Source organism: Actinomadura oligospora ATCC 43269, from assembly GCF_000518265.1.
GTDB lineage: Bacteria > Actinomycetota > Actinomycetes > Streptosporangiales > Streptosporangiaceae > Spirillospora > Spirillospora oligospora.
The window spans coordinates 226,769-248,521 of sequence record NZ_JADG01000016.1; the positions used below are offsets into that span (position 1 = coordinate 226,769).

General features: G+C 72.2%; 22 protein-coding genes. 11 read left to right on the forward strand and 11 right to left on the reverse strand.

Features of this window, described 5'->3' with window-relative positions; genetic code table 11:
* Positions 1 to 34 precede the first annotated feature (34 nt).
* From P696_RS47900 to hppD, 3 genes are all read right to left on the reverse strand, one after another.
* A complete protein-coding gene (locus tag P696_RS47900) occupies positions 35 to 853 on the reverse strand; it encodes an RDD family protein (protein ID WP_051468113.1) in 819 nt (272 codons plus the stop codon).
* An 82-nt stretch (positions 854 to 935) separates the two neighbouring features.
* On the reverse strand, positions 936 to 1,466 hold the full coding sequence (locus tag P696_RS58345) for a DUF4190 domain-containing protein (RefSeq protein WP_084338080.1): 531 nt from the start codon (positions 1,464 to 1,466) through the stop codon (positions 936 to 938).
* Between the two features lie 279 nt (positions 1,467 to 1,745).
* A complete protein-coding gene (gene hppD / locus P696_RS0124870; RefSeq protein ID WP_051468115.1) occupies positions 1,746 to 2,837 on the reverse strand; it encodes a 4-hydroxyphenylpyruvate dioxygenase in 1,092 nt (363 codons plus the stop codon).
* Positions 2,838 to 2,953: 116 nt separating this feature from the next.
* Between hppD and P696_RS0124875 the strand changes: the two genes are divergently transcribed.
* Positions 2,954 to 3,421, forward strand: a complete 468-nt coding sequence (locus P696_RS0124875) for an Lrp/AsnC family transcriptional regulator (RefSeq protein ID WP_281174986.1) — start codon at positions 2,954 to 2,956, stop codon at positions 3,419 to 3,421.
* A 9-nt stretch (positions 3,422 to 3,430) separates the two neighbouring features.
* On the opposite strand, the gene P696_RS0124880 is transcribed toward P696_RS0124875, so the two are convergent.
* The 3 genes from P696_RS0124880 to P696_RS47910 all read right to left on the reverse strand — a co-directional run bounded on the left by P696_RS0124880 (position 3,431) and on the right by P696_RS47910 (position 5,889).
* The gene (locus tag P696_RS0124880) at positions 3,431 to 4,078 is read right to left on the reverse strand and encodes a response regulator transcription factor (RefSeq protein ID WP_026414452.1); all 648 of its coding nucleotides are present in this window, start codon (positions 4,076 to 4,078) and stop codon (positions 3,431 to 3,433) included.
* Complete coding sequence (locus P696_RS0124885) at positions 4,066 to 5,301, reverse strand: sensor histidine kinase (protein ID WP_026414453.1); 1,236 nt, start codon at positions 5,299 to 5,301, stop codon at positions 4,066 to 4,068. The genes P696_RS0124880 and P696_RS0124885 overlap by 13 nt, the downstream gene beginning before the upstream one ends.
* A 183-nt stretch (positions 5,302 to 5,484) precedes the next feature.
* Positions 5,485 to 5,889, reverse strand: coding sequence for an ATP-binding protein (locus tag P696_RS47910; protein WP_051468116.1), 405 nt, complete (start codon positions 5,887 to 5,889; stop codon positions 5,485 to 5,487).
* Positions 5,890 to 6,140: 251 nt separating this feature from the next.
* Between P696_RS47910 and P696_RS0124895 the strand changes: the two genes are divergently transcribed.
* Positions 6,141 to 7,499: a helix-turn-helix domain-containing protein gene (locus P696_RS0124895; RefSeq protein ID WP_026414454.1), complete on the forward strand. Its 1,359-nt coding sequence runs from the start codon at positions 6,141 to 6,143 to the stop codon at positions 7,497 to 7,499.
* Positions 7,500 to 7,569: 70 nt separating this feature from the next.
* On the opposite strand, the gene greA is transcribed toward P696_RS0124895, so the two are convergent.
* Positions 7,570 to 8,070 carry a transcription elongation factor GreA gene (greA, locus tag P696_RS0124900; RefSeq protein WP_026414455.1) on the reverse strand — a complete coding sequence of 167 codons (501 nt, stop codon included), beginning with the start codon at positions 8,068 to 8,070 and terminating at the stop codon, positions 7,570 to 7,572.
* 233 nt (positions 8,071 to 8,303) lie between these two features.
* Positions 8,304 to 8,846 (reverse strand): DUF4307 domain-containing protein, encoded by a 543-nt coding sequence (locus tag P696_RS47915; protein ID WP_084338082.1) that lies wholly within the window; start codon positions 8,844 to 8,846, stop codon positions 8,304 to 8,306.
* Between the two features lie 186 nt (positions 8,847 to 9,032).
* On the opposite strand from P696_RS47915, the gene mca reads away from it, so the two are divergent.
* The 3 genes from mca (at position 9,033) to P696_RS47920 (ending at position 11,549) form a co-directional block, all read left to right on the forward strand.
* Positions 9,033 to 9,890: a mycothiol conjugate amidase Mca gene (mca, locus tag P696_RS0124910; RefSeq protein ID WP_026414456.1), complete on the forward strand. Its 858-nt coding sequence runs from the start codon at positions 9,033 to 9,035 to the stop codon at positions 9,888 to 9,890.
* A complete protein-coding gene (locus P696_RS0124915) occupies positions 9,890 to 10,162 on the forward strand; it encodes a hypothetical protein (RefSeq protein ID WP_026414457.1) in 273 nt (90 codons plus the stop codon). Before mca ends, P696_RS0124915 begins: the two co-directional genes overlap by 1 nt.
* A gap of 79 nt (positions 10,163 to 10,241) precedes the next feature.
* A complete protein-coding gene (locus P696_RS47920; RefSeq protein ID WP_245627802.1) occupies positions 10,242 to 11,549 on the forward strand; it encodes a low temperature requirement protein A in 1,308 nt (435 codons plus the stop codon).
* Between the two features lie 23 nt (positions 11,550 to 11,572).
* Here P696_RS47920 and P696_RS0124925 read toward each other — a convergent pair whose 3' ends face one another.
* Positions 11,573 to 12,049: a pyridoxamine 5'-phosphate oxidase family protein gene (locus P696_RS0124925; RefSeq protein ID WP_026414458.1), complete on the reverse strand. Its 477-nt coding sequence runs from the start codon at positions 12,047 to 12,049 to the stop codon at positions 11,573 to 11,575.
* Between the two features lie 82 nt (positions 12,050 to 12,131).
* Between P696_RS0124925 and P696_RS0124930 the strand changes: the two genes are divergently transcribed.
* The 5 genes from P696_RS0124930 (at position 12,132) to P696_RS0124950 (ending at position 18,808) form a co-directional block, all read left to right on the forward strand.
* Complete coding sequence (locus P696_RS0124930) at positions 12,132 to 13,067, forward strand: ribonuclease Z (protein WP_026414459.1); 936 nt, start codon at positions 12,132 to 12,134, stop codon at positions 13,065 to 13,067.
* A gap of 106 nt (positions 13,068 to 13,173) precedes the next feature.
* Positions 13,174 to 13,986 (forward strand): glycoside hydrolase family 16 protein, encoded by an 813-nt coding sequence (locus P696_RS52920; RefSeq protein WP_051468117.1) that lies wholly within the window; start codon positions 13,174 to 13,176, stop codon positions 13,984 to 13,986.
* Between the two features lie 28 nt (positions 13,987 to 14,014).
* Complete coding sequence (locus P696_RS0124940) at positions 14,015 to 15,373, forward strand: dihydrolipoyl dehydrogenase family protein (RefSeq protein WP_026414460.1); 1,359 nt, start codon at positions 14,015 to 14,017, stop codon at positions 15,371 to 15,373.
* An 84-nt stretch (positions 15,374 to 15,457) separates the two neighbouring features.
* Positions 15,458 to 17,440, forward strand: a complete 1,983-nt coding sequence (locus P696_RS0124945) for a thioredoxin domain-containing protein (protein ID WP_026414461.1) — start codon at positions 15,458 to 15,460, stop codon at positions 17,438 to 17,440.
* A gap of 198 nt (positions 17,441 to 17,638) precedes the next feature.
* Positions 17,639 to 18,808, forward strand: coding sequence for a C40 family peptidase (locus tag P696_RS0124950; RefSeq protein WP_026414462.1), 1,170 nt, complete (start codon positions 17,639 to 17,641; stop codon positions 18,806 to 18,808).
* A 51-nt stretch (positions 18,809 to 18,859) separates the two neighbouring features.
* On the opposite strand, the gene P696_RS0124955 is transcribed toward P696_RS0124950, so the two are convergent.
* Both P696_RS0124955 and P696_RS47930 read right to left on the reverse strand, forming a co-directional pair.
* Positions 18,860 to 19,498, reverse strand: coding sequence for an acyl-CoA-like ligand-binding transcription factor (locus P696_RS0124955; RefSeq protein WP_026414463.1), 639 nt, complete (start codon positions 19,496 to 19,498; stop codon positions 18,860 to 18,862).
* Complete coding sequence (locus tag P696_RS47930; protein WP_051468118.1) at positions 19,479 to 20,990, reverse strand: MFS transporter; 1,512 nt, start codon at positions 20,988 to 20,990, stop codon at positions 19,479 to 19,481. The genes P696_RS0124955 and P696_RS47930 overlap by 20 nt, the downstream gene beginning before the upstream one ends.
* Before the next feature lie 116 nt (positions 20,991 to 21,106).
* Here P696_RS47930 and P696_RS0124965 point away from each other — a divergent pair, with 116 nt between their 5' ends.
* On the forward strand, positions 21,107 to 21,628 hold the full coding sequence (locus P696_RS0124965; RefSeq protein WP_026414464.1) for a hypothetical protein: 522 nt from the start codon (positions 21,107 to 21,109) through the stop codon (positions 21,626 to 21,628).
* Positions 21,629 to 21,753 lie beyond the last annotated feature (125 nt).

The following is a 21,753-nucleotide window of genomic DNA, read 5'->3' on the forward strand; positions in this document are numbered from 1 at the left end:
GGCGGGACGGCCGGAAGCCGCGCGCGGCGAACGGTCAGCGGTACTGGTACGGGTTGGACCCCGCCGGGTCGATCCGCATGACGACGGTCTTGGCGGCCTTGTCGTGCAGGGTCTGGCGGCGCTTGTCGCCGAGCAGCCAGACGCTGTCGACGATCCCGCCGACGCAGCAGATCGCCCACAGCACGTACATGACGACGATGCGCAGCAGCGCCGCGCCGTAACCGATCGCCCCGCCGTCCTCCGCGCGGACGACCCGGGTGCCGACGGCCATCTTCCCGACCGACTGCCCGAACTTGCCGTGCAGGATCGTGAAGTAGGCGAGCGTGATGACCGTGACCAGCAGGTTCGCGAAGAACCCGCCCGCGTGCCAGACGAGCTTCTGGTTCCCCTCCGGCCCGGTGACCTCGACGATCGAGCCGAACGGCAGCGTGACCAGCCAGCCGACGATCCCGAGGATGACGTAGTCGATGAGGATGCCGCCGAGCCGTCGCCACGGGCTCGCGAGCCCGGCCGCCGGATCGGAGTAGCCGCCGGGCGGCCCGCCGTAGCCGGGCAGCGACCCGTACGGCTCCTGCCCCGCGCCGCCCCCGTGAGGCTGCTGCTGTCCCGCGCCCCCGTAGGGCTGTTGCTGCCCTGCCCCACCGCCGTGGGGCTCCTGTCCTGCGCCGCCTCCGTAAGGCTGCTGGCCCGGGCCGCCGCCGTAGGGCTGCTGGCCCCCTCCGCCCGGCGGCGGCTGTTGCGGCTGTTGTGGCTGGGACGGCGGTTCCTGCGGCGGTTGCGGCGGTGGCTGTTGTGGCGGCTGTCCGGGCTGGTCGTCGTCGCCCGGCGGCGGGTTGGAAGGCGGATGCGTCATGCCGTCAAGGTGTGCCGGACGGGACGGGGGCAAACGCCACCCCGCCGCCTCATGGAGCGATCTTTGCCCCCGCTTGCAGGAGTCAGTAGTTGGTCCCGGACCCGGAGTTCCTGGCGGCGACGACGATGACGACGATCAGGTAGAGGATCCACCCGACCAGCCCGATGTAGCCCAGGACGAGCCCGGCGACGCTCATCCCCCGCCCGCCCTCGCCGGTCCGCTTGATGCGGCCGAGCGAGATGTGCCCGAACACGACCGCGAGGATCGCCGAGATGCCGCAGAACAGCCCGAGGATGCCGGTGACGAGCGAGGCGATCGCCATGCCGTTCGTGGTCCCCGGACCGCCGCCGGGCGGGACGCCGTAGGGCCCGTACGGCTGTTGCTGCTGCCCGTACCCGTACTGCGGTTGTTGCTGCGGCTGGTTCTGCCAGGAGTACGGATCGCCGTACGCCTCGCCGTAGTGCTGCCCTGGCTGCCCCTGCCCTGGCTGCCCTTGACTCGGCCCTGCCTCCTGGTCCGGGCGATGGCCGGGCTCCGGGCCGCCATAGGGCCCCTGGCCGGACGGCCTGTCCTCGGGCGGTCCGCCCGGCGGTTGTTGCGGCGGTTGCGTCATGCCCTCAATCTCGACACGCGGACGCCTCCTCAAACCTGTCCGGACGGGCCGCCCCGACCGGCCACCAGCGGGAACGGCCCGGCGGCCCGCCGGGGACGAGGGTCGGCGGGCCGCCGGGCCGCGGGGTGCGGCGGGCCGCCCGCGAACGGGACGGATCTGGTGGACGCCCGTCCCACGCGGACGGCCCACCGCGTGCGCGGCGCGACGGGAGGGGACGCGCCGCGCGAGCCTGCGAGGCCGCACAAGGGGGCGCCGACGAAGGCCGCCCTGACGGCCGGGTCAGAGGTTGCCGCGGCGGGCCTGCTCGCGCTCGATGGCCTCGAACAGGGCCTTGAAGTTGCCCTTGCCGAAGCCGAGCGAGCCGTGCCGCTCGATGAGTTCGAAGAACACCGTCGGACGGTCCTGGACGGGCTTGGTGAAGATCTGCAGCAGGTAGCCGTCCTCGTCGCGGTCGACCAGGATCCGCCGCTTCTGCAGCTCCTCGACCGGGACGCGGACGGAGCCGATGCGCTCGCGCAGCTCCGGGTCCTCGTAGTAGGAGTCCGGGGTCTCCAGGAACTCCAGGCCCGCGGCGGCCATCCGGTCCACCGAGGCGAGGATGTCGCCGGTGGCGAGCGCGATGTGCTGCACGCCCGGACCGCCGTAGAACTCCAGGTACTCCTCGATCTGCGACTTGCGGCGGCTCTCGGCGGGCTCGTTCAGCGGGAACTTCACCTTGCGCGACCCGTCCGCGACGACCTTGGACATCAGCGCCGAGTACTCGGTGGCGATGTCGTCGCCGACGAACTCGGCCATGTCGGTGAAGCCCATGACGCGGTGGTAGAAGTCGGCCCACTCGTCCATGCGCTCGACGTTGCCGACGCAGTGGTCGATCGCCTGGAAGTTCCGCTTCTCCGGCGGCGCGACGACCGGCGCGGCGGCCTCGAAGCCGGGCAGGTAGGGGCCGTGGTAGTTCGACCGGTCGACCAGCGAGTGCCGTGTCTGGCCGTACGTCGCGATCGCCGCGATCGTCACCTTGCCGTGCTCGTCCTCCAGGACGTGCGGCTCCTCGAGCCCGCGCGCGCCCTTCTCGAGGGCGTGGCGGTAGGCGTCCTCGGCGTCCGGGACCTCGATCGCCAGGTCGACCACGCCGTCGCCGTGCTCGGCGACGTGCCGTCCGATGCCGGTGCCGGCGCGCACCGGCCCGCGGAACACGAACCGCGCCGAACCCGACTCGAGCACGTGGACGGCCTCGTCCGGATGCCCGGTCTCCGGCCCCCGATAGGCGACCCGGCGCATCCCGAACGCGGTGGAGTAGTAGTGCGCGGCCTGCTTCGCGTTGCCGACGGCGAAGACGACCGCGTCCATGCCCTTGACCGGAAACTCGTCCATACCACCAATCTCGACAGGCCCCGCAGAATGCGCAAGAGTGGTCCGGATCACTGTGCAATCTGCACAGCGGGACCGGGGTAGCACTTCACAAACCGAACAACCTGACGAGGCCAGAAGTGATCGACGATCTAGACGGCCGCATCATCGAGATGTTCACCACCGAGCCGCGCGTGGGCGTCCTGGAGGCGTCCCGCCGCCTCGGCGTCGCGCGGGGGACCGTCCAGGCGCGCCTGGACCGGATGGCCCGCACCGGCGTCATCCGCGGCTACGGCCCGGAGATCGACCCGGCCGCCCTCGGCTACTCGGTCACGGCGTTCGTGACCCTCCAGCTCCGCCAGGCGGGCGGCCACGATCCGGTCGCGCGGGGCCTGGCCATGATCCCCGAGGTGATCGAGGCCCACACCATCACCAGCCCCGGCGACATGCTCTGCCGCGTCGTGGCCCGCTCGAACGCCGACCTCCAGCGCGTCATCGACCTGATCGTCGCGACCGAGGGCGTCCAGCGCGCCTCCTCGGTCATCTCCCTCGCCAACCAGATCCGGACCCGCACGCTGCCCCTGGTCAGGGCCATCACCCGCGGCTGAGCACCCGGGTCAGGCGCGGTTCAGATACGCCAGGACGGCCAGGACGCGCCGGTTCCCCGAGTCGTCGTCGGTGATGCCGAGCTTGCCGAACATGGACGTCGTGTACTTCCCGATCGCGCTCTCGCTGAGGAACAGGCGGCGGCCGATCGCCTGGTTGGACAGCCCCTCGGCCATCAGCGCGAGGACCTCGCGCTCGCGTTCGGCAAGCCCGTCCAGCCTCCGGTCGGACGGCCCGGACGACAGGATCTTCGCGATGACGGCCGGGTCCATGGCCGTGCCGCCCGCCGCGACGCGTTCGAGCGACTCGACGAACTGGTCGGCGTCGAAGACGCTCTCCTTGAGGAAGTAGCCGATGCCGCCCGCGCCGTCCGCGAGGAGTTCGCGCGCGTAGAGCTGGTCGACGTGCTGGGAGAGGATCAGGACCGGCAGGCCGGGGACCTCGCGGCGGGCGGCGAGCGCGGCCCGCAGCCCCTCGTCGGACTGGCCGGGCGGCATCCGGACGTCCACGACCGACACGTCCGGACGGTGTTCCAGCAGGGCCCGGAGGGTCTCCGGGCCGGTCGCCGCCGTGGCGACCACCTCGTGCCCGAACGCCTCGAGGAGACGGACCATCCCGTCCCGCAGGAGGTAGAGGTCTTCGGCGATCAGAACGCGCATGGCACCGTCATTCTCGCGCGGGTCGGGCCGCCCTCGGGACTGGTGATCTCCAGGGTCCCGTCGAACACCGCGAGGCGGCGGCGCAGCCCCGCGAGCCCGCCGTTCTCGGCCGGGTGGGCTCCGCCGCGTCCGTCGTCCTCGACGTCGACGACCAGGTTCGGGACGTCCCGGACGATCGAGACGCGCGCCCTCCTCGCCCCGGCGTGCTTCACGGTGTTGGTCAGCAGCTCGGCGATCCCGAAGTACACGGCGGACTCGATCGGGGCGTCCGTCCGGGACAGGACGTTCGCGCTCACGGTCACCTCCAGCGGCGTGTCCAGGGCCAGCGCGCGGACGGCGTCGACGAGACCGCGCTCGTTCAGCAGCGGCGGGTTGATGCCGTGGACGAGGTCGCGGATCTCCGACAGGGACGCCGCGGCCCCGGTCCGCGCCTCCCGCATCAGCGCCCTGGCCCGCGCGGGGTCGGTCTCCATCAGCTTCTCGGCGGTCGCCAGCGAGAGCCCGAGCGAGACGAGCCGCGCCTGCGCGCCGTCGTGCAGGTCCCGTTCGATGCGGCGGATCTCGGCGGCCTGCGCGACGGTCGTGTCCGCGCGCTGGGCGGTCAGCTCGTCCACCCGGCCCGCGAGCCGCATCGCCCGCGAGGGCCCCAGGAACCGGACGGCCACCGGCGGCGCGGCCCGCCACGCGTAGGGCGCGCTCGCGACCGCCACGACCAGCCCGCCCACCTCGAGCAGCGGCGACACGGCGAACCCGGCGACCGCCAGGCCGACCCCTGCGAGCGGGACGGCCGCGACGAGCCCGGCGAGCGGCGCGATCGCGACGAACCGCAGGTCACGCCATGTAGCCGGGTCGGACCAGAGCATCCGCAGCCGCTGGTCCTCGGCCGCCTCCTTGCTGGACTTGGAGTAGGAGTAGCCGTTCCACCAGTAGCCGGTCGACATCCGCAGCGGCGGCATGGCCTCCCAGTGACCGCCGGGAATGTCGACGCCCGTCCAGCGCGCGACGAGCGTCCGGAAGATCCGGCACAGCGGACGGGAGAACAGGAGCGTCCCGACGGCCGACAGCACGATCGGGGCCGTCCACGCCCACGGGTTGCCGAACGTCCACATCCCGGCCGCTATCGCGACCCACACCGCCGGAACCAGCAGCCCGGCGACCGCCACCGCACCCGCGCGGACGAACCCGACGCAGGCGTCCCGTCCCCACGATCCCAGTCGACGCATAACTCTTCCCTCACTCCACGGCCCATCCGCCCGCGAATCGGACAGTACGGCTTGGAGTGACCACATTGCACCTGGGCGAACGTGGATCCCAGCGATCCGGGCCCCGAGTGGGGCCAGCCCCACCGACCCGTGCGCCTGACCCCACCGCCGCTCTTCGTCCGCCTGGGTCCGGAGGACGGCGAACTACGTCCGGAGGACGGCGAACACGGTCTTGCCGTCCGCCTCGGGCCGGACGCCGTACCGGACGGCCAGGGCGGCGACGATCACAAGCCCCCGTCCGCCGGGGTCGTCCGGCTCCGGTGACCTGCGGTGCGGCACGGTGAGCGAGGAGTCGTGGACCTCCACGGTGACCGAGCCGGGCGCGTCCACGGCGACGGTCAGGCCGATCATGGTCCCGCCCACCGCCTTCACGGCGTTGGTCACGAGTTCGCACACGACGAGACCGGCGTCCTCGACCAGCGAGGTCGGGAAGCCGCGGGAGCCGAGCACGTGCTCGGTCGATTTGCGGGCGATTCCGACGGCCGACGGCACCGCCGGGTAGTTCATCGACAGCAGGACCTGCCGCGCGTTCATCGTCATGGTCGCCATCGCCTGGTCCTCGGGCGCGATGCGGGTGATTCTCGGAACGGGGTGATGCTCGAAGCGGGGTGGAACCCGGCGTCCGGTGAAGCTCGAAGCGGGTGGGGCTCGTGCGGGTGGGACTCGATCGGGTGACGCTCGGTCTGCGTGGATGTCGGGGCCGGTGCGCGCTTCTGTCAGGAAAGCGTGACGGCCCGTGACGGGCAATGCGACGAGAGTAGCCTCAAGGAGCCTCCCGTGGTCCCGAAGGGACGTCCTCCATGACCCGTCTCGACCTGGTCACCCACCCCCTGGCCTACGTCCGCGAGCAGCGCGGCTGGACGCAGGCGCACGTCGCCTCGGTCGTCGCGCGCGGCCGGAACATGGCCACCTGGAAACAGAAGGTCTACCGCTGGGAACGGCGCGGTGTCCGCCCGGAGCCCGCCGCCCAGCACGCCCTCGCCGAGGCCCTCGGCGTCCCCGCCCGGCTCGTGGACGCCCACCCCTGGCCGGAGTGGCTGCTCTACGCGGCCGACGCGGGCGGGCCGCCCGTCGCCGCCGACGGCGGTCCCGTCTCGGCCGCCTGGTCGGCCCACCACGCGAGGACGACCCTGGCCGGGACGGTGTCCGCGCTCACCGACCGGCGCGGCTTCCTCATCCTCAGCGGGGCCGCGATCGGCGCGCTCGCCGCGGGCTGGAGCGAGCCGTGGAAGCTCGTCCCGCAGGAGAAGGTCGTCCGGACCCTCGGCGGCGGGCGCACCGACCACGAGCTGGTGGCGGCGATCGAGAAGCGCCTCGCCGACCTGTGGATCCTGGACGACCTGGTCGGCGGCGAGACCACCGCCCGCCTCGCGGTGAACGACCTGGAGCTGGTCACCGGCCTGCTGAACAACAGCTCCTACTCCCAGGCCGTGGAGCGGCGGCTGTTCCGGGTCGCCGGGGGCCTGTGCCGCCAGGCCGGATGGGGCGCGTTCGACGGCGGACGGCCCGCGGCGGCCGAACGCTACTGGCACGCCGGGCTCCGCGCCGCCAAGGAGGCGCGGGACATCGACGGCGGCGTCTACATCCTGTCCAACATGGCCATGCAGCGCTTCTACGCGGGCGACGGGGCGGCGTCCCTCGCGCTGCTGGAGGCGTCCCGCGCGTCCCGCGGACGGCTCGGCCGGACGGTCCTGGCGATGCTCGACACCTGGCAGGTCCGCGCGCACGCGAAGCTCGGACGGCGGGCCGACGCGGCGCGGGCGCTCGCGCGGGCCGAGGCGCACTGGGAGCGTCGCCGTCCCGAGGACGACCCCGCCTGGATCTACTGGATGCGGCGCCCGTCGACCACGATCGAGCCGAACCTCGCCATGCTGGAGCTCGGGCAACCCGCCGAGGTGCCCCGGAACCTGTCCGGCTGGGTCGACCTCGACCGGGACGAGTACCCGCGCGACCACGCCCTCGCCCTCACCGTCGTCGCGACGGCGCAGATCCGGATGGGCGAGGTGGACGCCGCGGTGGCCACCGGCCGCCGGGCGCTGGGCCTGCTGAAGTCCGTGGACTCCGGGCGTGTCGGAGACGAGCTGCGCCTCCTCCTGGACCGCCTCCCGGACGACCGGACGGCCCGCGAGTTCCGCGACCAGGTCACCGAGGAAACCTGACCCACCCACGCGCGAACGCCCCGTCCCGGGTGGGGACGGGGCGTTCGCGCGTCTGTTCGCCCGGCTCGGGTCAGGCGGCGCCGTACGGGGTGGCGTCGAGGATCTCGACGCTCATCGAGCGGCCGTTCGGCAGCGAGTACGTGGCCTTGTCGCCGACCTTCTTGCCGTTGATCGCGGAGCCGAGGGGGCTGTTGGGGGAGTACACGTCGATCGGCACGCCGCTCTCCTCGCGGGACGCGAGCAGGAACGTGACCTCCTCGTCGTCGCCCTCGAAGGAGATCGTGACGGTCATGCCGGGGCCGACCACGCCCTCCGAGCGCGGGGCCTCGCCGACCTGGGCGTTCTCGAGGATGTGCTTCAGCTGCAGGATGCGGCCCTCGATCTTGCCCTGCTCCTCCTTGGCCGCGTGGTAGCCGCCGTTCTCGCGCAGGTCGCCCTCCTCCCGCGCCGCCTCGATCTTCTGCGCGATCTCGATGCGGCCCGGGCCCGACAGGTGGTCCAGCTCAGCCTTGAGCCGGTCGTACGCCTCCTGGGTCAGCCAGGTGACGTTGTCAGCGCGGGTCTCGGTCACGGGTACTCCTCATCCACATGTTGCGATCTCGCTCGCCCGGCGGGCGTGCGACACATCGACATGAAGTGCGGCCGGGTTAAACCTCTAGCCTATCCGGTGTGTGCGGTAAAGCTTCCCTGAAGCCGGGCTCCGCAATCTGCCGCGCGGGTTTCGGCTTCGCCGGGTCTTTTTAATCCAGGTATGTCCGACCCGTGAGGGTGTTTTCGCCGGTCAGGGCGATCGGACCGGCCGGATCAGGCCGTGTGGCAGTCGCGGACGCGTCCGCCGGTCGCCTTCCGTGGGGTCTCCAGGGTCTCCTGCGCGGTGACCTTGGCCGTCCCCACGGGAACGGTGATCTCACGCTGGGCGAGCACGTTCAGCTTGTCGTCGTAGGCGTCCACCACGCACCGCACCTGCTTGTCCTTGGGCTTGCCGACGGCGTAGGTCACGACGGCGGCGTTCTCCCGGAGGTCAACGGTCCGGGTCTCCACGGAGATTCCCGGGGTCTGCCCGACATGCGCCATGAGGATCGCCCAGCCCACGGCGATCACGACCGTCGGGACGCCGATCACGACCCAGCCGAGCCAGCCCAGGCCGGGACGGTCACGCCGCCGCCGGAACGGCGAGGAGGACTCCTCGTCCTCCACCTCCGGATGGTGTTCCGTCACCGCCGCGGACGACTCCGCCGCCGGAACGGCGTTCGCGCCGGTCACGGCGGCCGTGTCCGCGGTCGCCGGGTCGACGACCGGGTCGGCGGACGGCTCGGGCGCGGAGCCTGCTGGGACGCTGGCGCTCATGGCGGGGAATCTCCGTGCGGGGTGGCGGTGTTGTCAGGGACAATTCTCTTCGGTCCCGGGTGATGCTCCGCACCGGGTCCCGTCGAACCATGTTGCGAGGGAGATCCCCAGGTGTCCGACCAGGTGTCCGAGCTCACCACCGGCCCGTCCGAGAAGGAGGGCCCCGGCGCGCCCCGGCTGCGCCTGATGGCCGTGCACGCCCACCCGGACGACGAGTCGAGCAAGGGCGCGGCCACGATGGCCCGCTACGTCGCCGACGGCGTGGACGTGCTCGTCGTCACCTGCACCGGTGGCGAGCGCGGCTCCATCCTGAACCCGGCGATGGACCGTCCGGAGGTCAAGGAGAACATCGGCAAGGTCCGCAACGAGGAGATGGCGCGGGCCCGCGAGATCCTCGGGGTCGAGCAGCGCTGGCTGGGCTTCGTCGACTCGGGCTTCCCCGAGGGCGACCCGCTGCCCCCGCTGCCGGAGGGCTGCTTCGCCCTCGAACCGCTGGAGACCGCCGCCGCGGAGCTGGTCAGGGCCGTCCGCGAGTTCCGTCCGCACGTGATCCTCACCTACGACGAGAACGGCGGCTACCCGCACCCCGACCACGTCAAGACCCACGAGGTGTCGGTCGAGGCGTTCGAGGCGGCGGGCGACCCGGACCGCTACCCGGGCGTCGGCGGCGAGCCGTGGCAGCCGCTCAAGCTCTACTACCACATGACCTTCAACACGGCCCGGATCCAGGCGCTGGACGACGCGATGAAGGCCGCGGGCCTGGAGTCCCCCTACGGCGACTGGCGCAAGCGCGCCGAGGAGCGCCCGGAGCAGTGGGAGGTCACGACCCGCGTCCCGTGCGGCGAGCACTTCGAGACCCGGGACCGGGCCCTGCTGGCGCACGCCACCCAGATCGACCCCGACGGCTTCTGGTTCGCCGTCCCACTGGACGTCCAGCGCGAGGCTTGGCCGACCGAGGACTACCATCTGGCTAGGTCCCTGGTCGACACCGAGTTGCCGGAGGACGATCTGTTCGCCGGTATCCGGGAGAAGGTGTCCGTCTGATGCTCGCCCTCGCCACCACCACCGCCACGGTTCTCGCAGACACGAACATGCCGCTGAACAACGACACGGTCACCCCGGGTTTCCTCGGGTTCGGCGTGTTCCTGGCCATCGGCGTGGCGCTGGTCTTCCTCATCCGCTCCATGAACAAGCAGATGAGGCGGATCCAGGCGCCCAAGGAGGCCGACCTGAAGCAGCAGGAGTGGGAGCGCGGCGAGGCCGCCAGGGCCGAGGCGAAGTCCGCCGCCGGGTCGTCGTCCGACTCCGAGTCCTGACCGCCCCGTCCCGATGAACGCGCCAACCCCCCAGGCGCGCCAGGACGACGTCCCGTCCGTGTCACCGGCGATGCCGTTGATGCGGATCAGGGACGACGGCCAGGGCGGCAGGGTCACCTTCTTCGAGCTGTTCTTCGACCTGGTCTTCGTCTTCGCGATCACCCAGCTCTCGCACGGCCTGCTCGAGCACCTCACCTGGCGCGGGGCGTTCGAGACGCTGATCCTGCTGATGGCCGTCTGGTGGGCGTGGATGTACACCTGCTGGACGACCAACTGGTTCGATCCGGACCATCCGGCCGTCCGGATCATGCTGGTCGGCGTGATGGTCGCCGGGCTGCTGATGGCGGCGACGCTGCCCGGCGCGTTCGGCTCGCGCGGCCTCTGGTTCGCCGCGACGTACGCCACGATCCAGGTCGGCCGGACGCTGTTCGTGGCGTGGGTCACACGGAAGCACGCGCTCGGCAACAACTTCCAGCGCGTCCTGACGTGGCTGTCGGCCGCGTCCGCGCTGTGGATCGTCGGCGGTCTCGTGGACGACCCGTGGCAGCGCGCCCTGCTGTGGGTCGCCGCGATCGCGGTCGAGCAGGCCGCGCCGTGGTTCGGGTTCCTCGTGCCCGGCCTCGGCCGCTCGTCCACCCGGGACTGGGACATCGACGGCGCGCACATGGCCGAGCGCTGCCAGCTCTTCGTGATCATCGCGCTGGGCGAGTCGGTGCTGGTCACCGGCGCGACGATCAGCGGCCTGCCGGTGGACGCGGCGCACGTCGCCGCGTTCGCCACGGCGTTCGTCGGCAGCGTCGCGCTGTGGTGGATCTACTTCGACCACACCGCCGACGTCGCGGCCGAGCGGATCGCCGCGTCCGACGACCCCGGACGGCTCGGCCGCTCGGCGTACACGTTCATGCACATCCCGATGGTGGCGGGGATCATCGTCGGGGCGGTCGCGGACGAGCTGGTCATCGCGCATCCGTCCGGGCACGTCTCCGGCGGCATGATCGCGGCGTCGCTCGGCGGGCCGATGCTGTTCGTCGCCGGGCACGCGCTGTTCAAGCGGGTCGTGTTCGGCCACTTCACCGTCGCCCGCGTCGCCACGATCCTCGGGCTGGCCGCGCTCGCCCTCGTCGCGGGGCGCCTCACGCCGCTCGTCCTGAGCCTCGCGACGACGCTGATCATCGCCGCGCTGGCCCTCTGGGACGTCCGCGCCTACCACCGCACGCGGCGCGAGGCGGAGGCCGCCGCCGCGCTCGGCCTCCCGTCCCCGGACGCCACGGTGCACGCCCCGGACGCGGTCGCGGTGCGCGTTCCGGCTCCGCGTCCGGAGGCCGACCTGAGCGGAGGCGCGTACCCGGAGGCCGAGCTGGGCGGCGAGCCGCGCGTGGCCGACTGAGCGGGCCGGCCTCCGCCGAGGGGTCAGGCCTTGCCGTGGTCCCAGCTGACGACGCGGTCGGGTTCCATGACGATCAGGACGCGCTTGGCCATCGCCTGCTCCAGCCCGTCCGCGAACGCGGGGTCGACCGGGTCGCCGATCCTCGGGACGGGCAGTCCGGCCATCCGGGACCCGACGACCGCGCCGACCTTCAGCAGGGGCTCGCGGTCCTCGATCACCAGGCCGCGTCCGTACAGGGCGACGCCGCGCAGCTCGCCGTACTGGACGCCGTCCTCGACCAGGCACGTCATGACCGGGTCGCGGCGCAGGTTCAGCACCTTCTGGGACGACCGGTAGGTGGTGAACGCGATCCTGCCGTCCAGCAGCGCGTAGAACATGGTGACCAGGTGCGGCGCGCCGTCCTTGCCGACCGTCGCGACCTGCACCTTGTGGCTCTGGTCGAGGAACGCACCGATCTCGTCGGGGCTCATCTTGATCTTCTCGCGCTTGCTGCCGGCCACGGCGGCCTCCCGGTTCGGGGTGAGACGACCCGCCCAGGATAATCAAGCGCTTATTTCCTGCGATCGGCGGCATCATGGGCGGGTGTCCGTACGCGAACTCGTCGTCCTCGGCTCGGCCAGCGCCGTCCCCACCAAGCACCGCAACCACAACGGCTACCTGCTCCGCTGGGACGGCCAGGGCGTGCTGTTCGACCCCGGCGAGGGGACGCAGCGTCAGATGATCATGGCCGGGCTGGCCGCGAACGACATCACCTGGATGTGCGTGACGCACTTCCACGGCGACCACTGCCTAGGCGTGCCCGGCCTGGTCCAGCGGATCGCGCGGGACGGCGTCGCCCATCCCGTCCACGCGGTGTTCCCGGCGAGCGGCGCGCGCTACTGGGAGCGGCTGCGGCACGCGACGCCGCACCGCGAGAGCGACGTGATCGTCGAGAGGCCCGTCGCGGGGGAGCGGGCGACGCTGGCGACCGGCGACCCGTTCACGCTCACCGCCCGCCTCCTGTCGCACCCGGTCGAGGCGTACGGGTACCGGCTGGCCGAGCCGGACGGCATGACGATGCTGCCCGAGCGGCTCGCCGGGCTGGGCGTCCGGGGGCCGCTGGTGGGCCGCCTCCAGGTGGAGGGGCGGGTCACCACCCCGGACGGACGGGTGGTCACGCTGGAGGAGTGCTCCGTCCGCCGTCCCGGGCAGAAGGTCGCGTTCGTCATGGACACGCGGCTCTGCGACGGCGTCTACGAGCTCGCGGACGGCGTGGACCTGCTGGTCATCGAGTCGACGTTCCTGGACGAGGACGCCGCGCTCGCCGCCGACTACGGGCACCTCACGGCCGGTCAGGCGGCCGAGGTCGCCAAGCGCGCCGGGGTCGGGCGGCTCGTCCTGACCCACTTCTCCGAGCGGTACCGGCCGTCGGAGGAGCCGCGCTTCCTCGAGCAGGCCGCCCGCGTCTTCGACGGCGACATCACGCTCGTCCACGACCTGGACCGCATCCCGCTGCCACCGCGCCGCGCCGCCCTCTGAGCGCGCGTGCGGGCGGATTGAACGACGTTCGGCGGACGAAAGCAAGTACAAGGCAACAATCGGCATTTCTGCTGACTTGCCGCCCGGACGGCGATCTGATGGGCCCATGGGGATCTCCGTGACCGCCCGGGCCGGGGCGGCGGCCCTGCTCGTGGCGGCGCTCGCCGCGGCCTGCTCGGACTCCGGCCCGGCGGATCACGCCCGGCCGCCCACGGCGGGAGGGACCGCGCCGGAGCCCGCCCGGACGGCGGACCCGCCGACGCCGTCCGAATGGGGCAGTCCGGTCGTCCAGGACGGGTTCGACGGCACGTCGGTCGACGCGTCCAAGTGGATCGTCTACAACAGCCCGAACGACCGCGTGAACCCGCGCACCCCAGCCGCGACCACGGTGGACGCCGGGACGTTGCGGCTGACCGGCGGCGTCTACGGGGGCAAGGACCTCTCCGGCGGCATCGCGTCCAGGCTGACGCTCACGCACGGACGCTGGGAGGTGCGGATGCGGGCGGAGAAGGGCGTCGGCTACTCGGCCGTGGCGCTGCTGTGGCCGAAGGTGTTCGGCGACCCGGAGAAGGCCGAGATCGACTTCGCCGAGATGATCGACCCGACCCGGCAGAGCGCCGACCAGTACATCCACTACGGGCCGAACGACACGCAGCGGCACCAGGTCCAGCGCGCCGACTTCACGCGGTGGCACGTCTTCGCGCTCGACTGGCTGCCGCACCGCCTGACGTTCTGGCTGGACGGCCGGAAGGTCTGGGACTACACCGGCGACCTCACCCCCGAACGCTCCCAGATGGGGCTCGCCCTGCAGAACGACCAGGTCTGCGACCGCGGCCCGACCTTCTGCCGCAACCGTTCCACCCCGGAATGGGTGACAATGTACGTCGACTGGATCAAGATCTTCCGGGCGCCCGGTTGACCCGGCCCCGGCAGGGCAGGAAGGCCGCATGAGCACATCGGTGGACGTCGTCGTGATCGGAACCGGCCCCGGCGGGGAGAACGCCGCGGGGCTCCTCGCGGACGCGGGCCTGTCGGTCGTGGCCGTCGAGTCGCGCCTGGTCGGGGGCGAGTGCCCGTACTTCGCCTGCGTCCCGACCAAGATCATGGCGCGCGGGTCCGACCTGCTCGCCGAGGCCCGCCGCGCGTCCGGACGGGCCGGGACGACGACCGTGACGCCCGACTGGGCCCCGGTCGAGGCGCGCATCGCCGACGAGGCCACCAGCCACTGGAACGACCAGGCCGCCGTCGACCGCCTGACGTCCCGGGGCGTCCGCGTGGTCAGGGGGCGCGGCCGGATCACCGCGCGCGGCGAGGTCGCCGTCGGCGACGAGACGTTCAGCGCGTCCCGGGGCGTCCTGCTGAACACCGGCACCAGCCCCACCGCGCCGCCGGTCGAGGGCCTCGCCGACCTCCCGTACTGGACGAACCGGGACATCGTGAAGGCCACCACCGCGCCCGCCTCGATGCTGGTGCTCGGCGGCGGCGTGGTCGGCGCGGAACTCGCGCAGATCTTCTCCCGGTTCGGCACCCGCGTGACGATCGTGGAGGTCGCCGACCGGCTTCTCGCGCTCGACGAGCCCGAGTCGTCCGCGCTGGTCGAGGACGTCTTCAGCGACGAGGGCATCGTCGTCCGGACGGGCGCGAAGGTGACGTCGGCGTCCTACGACGGCGTCACGTTCACCCTGGCCCTCCCCGACGGCGACCTCACCGCCGAGCGCCTGCTCGTCGCCGCCGGACGCCGTCCCAACATCCGCGACCTCGGCCTCGAGCACTACGGCGTGGACGAGACCGTCCGCGCCCTCCCGGTCGACGACGGCCTGCGCGTCACCGACGGCCTCTGGGCGATCGGCGACATCACCGGCAAGGGCGCCTTCACGCACATGTCGATGTACCAGTCCGCGATCGCCGTCCGCTCCATCCTCGGCCAGGACGGCCCGCCCGCGATGTACCACGCCGTCCCGCGCGTCACCTTCACCGACCCGGAGATCGGCGCGGTCGGCCTCACCGAGGCCCAGGCCCGCGACCAGGGCCTCAACGTCCGCGTCGGCACGACGAAGATCGCCGACTCCACCCGCGGCTGGATCCACGGCGCACCCGGCAACGAGGGCTACATCAAGCTCGTCGAGGACGCCGACAAGGGAATCCTCGTCGGCGCCACCGCCGCCGGTCCCTACGGCGGCGAGGTCCTCGGAGCCCTCGTCACCGCCGTCCACGCCCGCGTCCCCACCGACACCCTCCGCACGATGATCTACGCCTACCCCACCTTCCACCGCGCCATCGAGTCCGCCCTGGCCGACCTCACCTGACCCCGAGCCCCCCCGAACGCCGCGCCCGCCATCATCCCCGCCCCTGCTGACATTCTCTGGGGGCGGGCGGGGGAGGATCGGAGGATGAACCGTCTCAAGGACGCGACCAGCCCGTATCTGCTGCAGCACGCCGGGAATCCGGTGGACTGGTGGGAGTGGGGCGAGGACGCCCTGGCGGAGGCGCGGCGGCGAGATGTCCCTGTTCTCCTTTCTGTCGGATATGCGGCTTGCCACTGGTGCCACGTCATGGCACATGAGTCGTTCGAGGACGGGGCGACGGCGTCGTTGATGAACGAGCTGTTCGTCAACATCAAGGTCGACCGCGAGGAACGGCCGGACATCGACGCGGTCTACATGGAGGCCACGCAGGCGATGACCGGGCAGGGCGGATGGCCCATGACGGTGTTCATGACGCCGGACGGGGAGCCGTTCTACTGCGGGACCTACTTTCCGCGTGAGCATTTCCAGGCGTTGCTGCGGGCCGTCCACAAGGCGTGGACGGAGCAGCGGGACGACGTGGAGCGGCAGGGGCGGCATGTCGTCGAGGCGCTGGCGTCCAAGGACGGGGCCGGGCTCGTGGGCGGGTTCGCCCCGGACGGGGACGTGCTGATCGTCGCCGCCCGGTCGATGGCCGACGACTACGACGCGGCGCGCGGCGGGTTCGGGGGCGCGCCGAAGTTCCCGCCGTCGATGGTCCTGGAGTTCCTGCTCCGGCATCACGTGCGCACGAGGGACGACCAGGCGCTCGCCATGGCCGGGAACACGCTGGAGGCGATGGCCCGGGGCGGGATGTACGACCAGCTCGGCGGGGGCTTCGCGCGGTACTCCGTGGACGCGTCGTGGGTCGTTCCGCACTTCGAGAAGATGCTGTACGACAACGCGCTCCTCGCCCGGGTCTACGCGCACTGGTGGCGCATCACCGGCAGCCCGTTCGCGCGCCGGATCGCCTTGGAGACCTGCGACTGGATGCTCCACGACCTGCGGACGGCCGAGGGCGGGTTCGCCTCGGCGCTGGACGCCGACAGCGAGGGCGAGGAGGGCCGGTACTACGTCTGGACGCCCGCGCAGCTGGAGGAGGTCCTCGGCGCCGAGGACGCGGCGTTCGCCGTCGAGCTCTTCGATGTCACGGGGACGTTCGAGCACGGGACGTCCGTCCTGCAGTTGCTGCACGACCCGGACGATCGCGCGCGCTACGAGCGGATCCGCGCGGCGTTGCTGGCGGCGCGGGAGCTGAGGATCCCGCCCGCGCGGGACGACAAGGTCGTCGCGTCGTGGAACGGGCTCGCGGTGGCGGCGCTCGCGGAGTGCGGGGCGTTGTTCGCGCGACCTGACCTGGTCAGGGCGGCGGAGGAGACGGCCGGGCTGCTGGTGAACGTCCACCTGCGGGACGGGCGGCTGACCAGGACGTCCCGGGATGGTGTCGCCGGGGCCAATGCGGGCGTGCTCGATGACTACGGAAATGTGGCGGAAGGGCTACTCGCGCTGCACGGCGTCACGGGCGACCCGACGCACCTGCGGCTCGCCGGTGAACTGCTGGAGACGGTGCTCGAGCACTTCTCCGACGGCCAGGACGGTTTCTACGACACGTCCGACGACGCCGAGCGGCTGTTCCAGCGGCCCAAGGACCCGACCGACAACGCGTCGCCGTCCGGGCAGTTCGCGGCGGCCGGCGCGCTGCTCTCGTACGCCGCGCTCAGCGGTTCCATGTGGGCGCGCGAGGCGGCCGGGGGAGCGCTCGCTCCCGCCAAGGTCCTCGTCGAGCGGGGCGCGGCCCGGTTCGCCGGGTGGGGACTCGCCGTCGCCGAGGCGAATCTCGCGGGTCCGCTGGAGATCGGGATCCTCGGTGAGGCGGACGACCCGCGCACGCACGAGCTGCACCGGACGGCGCTCATGGCGACCTCGCCCGGCGCGGTCGTGAGCATCGGCGTGCCGGGGACGAGGGACATCCCCCTGCTGGACGGCCGTCCGCTGGTGGACGGCGTGCCGACGGCGTACGTGTGCCAGGGTTTCGTGTGCCGGCTGCCGGTCACGTCCACCGCGGCGCTCAGCCGCGAACTACAGGAGTAATTGGACTCGGAGTCCACTTTTGTCGGGGCGTGACCTTGATCTCTCCTGTGGTTGGTGTTACCACTTGGTAGCGGAGACGGGACTGACCCAAAGCGGCCCAAAGGAGCCGGGTGCCGGCGGTGACGCCGGGTATCTGGACTCTGGTCGCGAATCTGAGCCATAGTCGGTGGTTCCACCGATCGACGAGGGAGCGATGCCGTGCGCAAGCCGGGCCGCCGGGTTCTGCCGACGATCATCGGCGCTTCGGTGGTGACCACCCTGGCCGTGAACACGGCCGTCGTGGTCGCCTACGACGGCCGCGCGCACCACGCACCCGGCACGATGAGCGGACGGTTCGTCGCCGCGTCCAACGACTCGGCGCTCTCGCCGCGGGCCGTCGCGCCGCTCGGCAAGCGGCTCGCGCCCCAGGTGCTGGTCGCCGGGGCCACCACGCTGCCCGCCGACGTCGTCGCCAAGGTCAGGGCCATGAAGGGCGTCCAGGGCGTCGAGACCGTGGACGCCGTCCAGGCCGAGATCGGCGGCAAGCGGGTCGGGCTGTTGGGCGTCAACGTCTCGACCTTCCGCGACTACACGCCCGAGCCGACCGCCAAGTCGGACGCGCTGTGGCGCAACATCGCGGGCGGCGACGTCGCGATCTCGTTCACCATGGGCAACGACGGCGGCGTCGCGCTCGGCAGCCGCGTCCCGGCCGGCGGCAGGGACCACCCGTCCGAGCTGCGCGTCGGCGCGTACGCGACGATGGGCATCGGCGACGTGGACGCGGTCATCTCGCACCAGACCGCGATGTCGCTCGGCCTGCCGTCCGGCAACGCGATGCTGGTCAGCGCCCCGAAGATGGACTCGGCCAAGCTGCTCAAGGCGGTCCGCAAGGCGCTGCCGAAGGGCGTGCGGGCCGTCGAGGTCGACCCGAAGATCGACTATCCGGCGCCCGGCAAGGTCTCCGGCACGCCCGGCAAGGTGATGACCGCGACGCAGGTGCAGACCGTGATCCGCGCCGCCGCGTCCCGGATCGGCTGGCCGTACGTGTGGGGCGGCGAGTCGGAGTCGGAGGGCGGCTACGACTGCTCGGGCCTGCTGCTCTACGCCTTCAACAAGGCCGGGATCCGGATGCCGCGCGTCGCGGCCGACCAGGCCCGCACCGGGTACGTGCTGCCGTTCAGCCAGGCGCAGCCGGGTGACCTGCTCATCTGGGCGAACGACCCGACCGCGCCCGGCTACATCTCGCACATCGCGCTCTACATCGGCGACGGCAAGATGATCGTCGCGCCGCACACCGGGACGGACGTCCAGATCCAGAGCGTGTACTTCCGCAACTTCAAGGGCGCGATCCGGGTCAGCCCGCAGATGGCCGCCCGCGCCGCGGGCTGACACCCACCCGCCCGCGCCAAGGGCTGACGCCCGTCCGGGCGCGCCCGCTCCCTAGAGCGGGCAGCCCGCGGCGAGGAACACGAGGTTGTGGTCGATCAGCTCGGCCATGTCCTCGAAGTCGACGACGCCGTCCATCCACGCGTACATCGCCGACATCAGGACGCCGGTGACGGCCCACGCGAGCGCGTCGGCGTCCAGGTCGCCCGGGGGACGTCCGGTGCGCTCGGCGACGAGCTCCTTGAGGACGCCCTGCGTTCCGGACCGCATCGCCTCGATCATCCTGGCGCGGACGGCCGGGACGTTCGCCGTCAGCCGGAGCCTGGCCATGACGAGCCCGCGCTCCTCGAACATCTCGGGCAGCAGCTCGCGGAACACCCGGCGGAGCGCCTCGATCGGGGGCAGCTCCGGCGGCTGCTGCCGGAACACCTCCACCATGACCGGGTCGTACTCGTCCGAGACGATCACGTCCTCCTTGGTGGGGAAGTACCGGAAGAACGTGCTGGGCGAGATCTCCGCGGCGGCGGCGATCTGCTCGACCGTGGTGTCGTCGTAGCCCTGGCGCTCGAAGAGGCGCAGGGCGTGGTGCTGGATCGCCCTGCGCGTCTTCAGCTTCTTGCGCTCCCGCAGCGGCAGCCGGTCCAGCGGGTCCTCGGAACGGGCGGCCCGCTGCTCAGGAGGCGATGTGCTCATGCTCCGATTCTCGTGCATCGGCCGCGTCCTTCGCGGGACGGGGGAGCGACCGCCACACCAGGACGGCCATCACCAGCGACACGGCGGCGGACCCGACGAGGACGGCGGCCATCCCGGAGGTGTAGGCGTCCCGCGCGTCGTGCAGCAGCGCCATGTCGCGGGTCCTCTCGGCCAGCGCCACGGCCTGGCCGACCGACTCGCGCGCGGCGTGTGGGGCGTCCGGCCCGAGCTGGTCGCGGTAGACCGCGGACGACACGCTGCCGAGCGCGGCGACGGCGAGCGCGCCGCTGGTCTGCCGGATGGTCTGCACGAGGCCCGAGCCGCGTCCGGCCTGGTCGTCCGGGAGGCCCGCGAGCGCCAGGTCCATCGCCGGGACGAGCGCGAACCCGGTGCCGATCCCGGTGATCGCGAGCCACGTCGCGATGAACGCGTAGGGCGAGCCGGGCTCGCTGAATGCGCCGAGCACCAGCCCGGGGACGAGCAGGAGCAGTCCGGTGAGGATGAGCGCCTTGTGCCCGAACCGTGGCGCGAGCCGGTCGACGGCGATCCCGGCGACCAGCAGCCCGGCCATCAGCGGGATCATCCGCAGCCCGGTGCCGAACGCGTCGGCTCCGCGCACCGCCTGGAGGTACTGCGGCAGGACGAACAGCGCGCCCGACATCACCACGGTGCCGACCGCCCCCGCGACCGTCCCCCAGAGGAACGAGGGGGAGCGGAACAGGCGCAGGTCCATCAGCGGCTGCCGGATCCGCGACTCGTAGGCGACGAGCGCGCCGAGCAGCGCGAGCCCGGCGCCGATGGAGGAGACCACGACCGGGTCCGTCCAGCCGTTCTCGGGGGCCTGGATGACGCCGTAGACGAGCAGCGCGAGGCCGGACGCCGACAGGGCCGACCCGGCGAGGTCCAGCTTCGGCGTGGACGGGTCGCGGGACTCCGGCAGCAGCGCCGCGACCGCGACCATGCCGACGACGACCATGGGGACGTTGACCAGGAAGATCGAGCCCCACCAGAAGTGCTGGAGCAGGACGCCGCCGAGGAGCGGCCCGAGCGGCAGGCCGAGCGCCATCGACCCGGACCAGACGGCGATCGCGCGGGTGCGCTCCTCCGGCGGGAAGATCGCGGGGAGCATCGACATGGACAGCGGCATCACCATGCCCGCGCCGATGCCCATGCCCATCCGCGCGACGATCAGGCCGCCCGCGCCGTCCACGAGGCTCCCGGCGAGCGAGGCCGCGCCGAACAGGCCAAGGCCGAGGAGCAGCAGCCGCTTGCGGCCGAACCGGTCGCCGAGCAGCCCGGCGGGCAGCAGCAGCGCGGCGAACACCAGCGCGTAGGCGTCCACGATCCACTGCAGCTGGCTGGTGCCCGCGTGCAGCTCGACGGAGAGCGTCGGCAGCGCGACGTTCAGGATCGTCAGGTCGAACCCGAGCGCGAGCAGGGCGAGCGCGAGCGCCCCGAGCCCCCACCAGCGCCGTGTCTTCGCGGACAGCATGACGGTCACCCTTCTTTGAAAGTTCCTCTGAAGTGAGAGTAACTCTCAAAAGATGGTGCCTGTCAATGCGATGCCCGTGCTGGCCCCCGACTCCAGGCGGGTGTAATTTTGATTACATGACTACGAGCGAATCGATCGAGGCCGTGCGCGGATGGTTCGCGGGACGGCTGCCGGACGGCTGGTTCGAGGCCGCGCCGGAGATCGTGCTGGACCGCGAGGAGATCGGCGTCGTCGGCCGCCTCCCCGAGCCGTCCGCAGCCACCGACGTGTCGCCCACCGAGCGCGCCGAGATGCTCGCCGGGCACGTCCAGCGGTTCCGCGAGGGCACCCGCGACCAGCGCATCGCCATCGCCCGCGAGGCCGAGCACCGGTTCGGGCAGAAGGTCTCCTGGGGCGCGTCCTGCGGCGACCACCGCGAGATGTTCACCACCCTGTCGGTGCCCGTCATGACCCGCCTGCGCCAGCCCGAGCGACGCGTCCTGGACACCCTCGTGGAGGCCGGTGTCGCCCGCAGCCGCAGCGACGCCCTCGCCTGGTGCGTCCGCCTCGTCGGCAAGAACACCGACGAGTGGCTCACCGAACTCCGCACCGCCCTGGAGCACGTCGAGCGCGCCCGCGCCGCGGGCCCCCAGGCCTGACCGAAACCCACCCCGACCCCTGCCCTCCGTCGCGGGTCGGGGGCCGCGGGCCTGGCCGGGCCGGGCTCCGACATCCCTTCTCGTATCTCGTCGTCGCAGGTCAACGAGGCGTAACCGGGATTTGC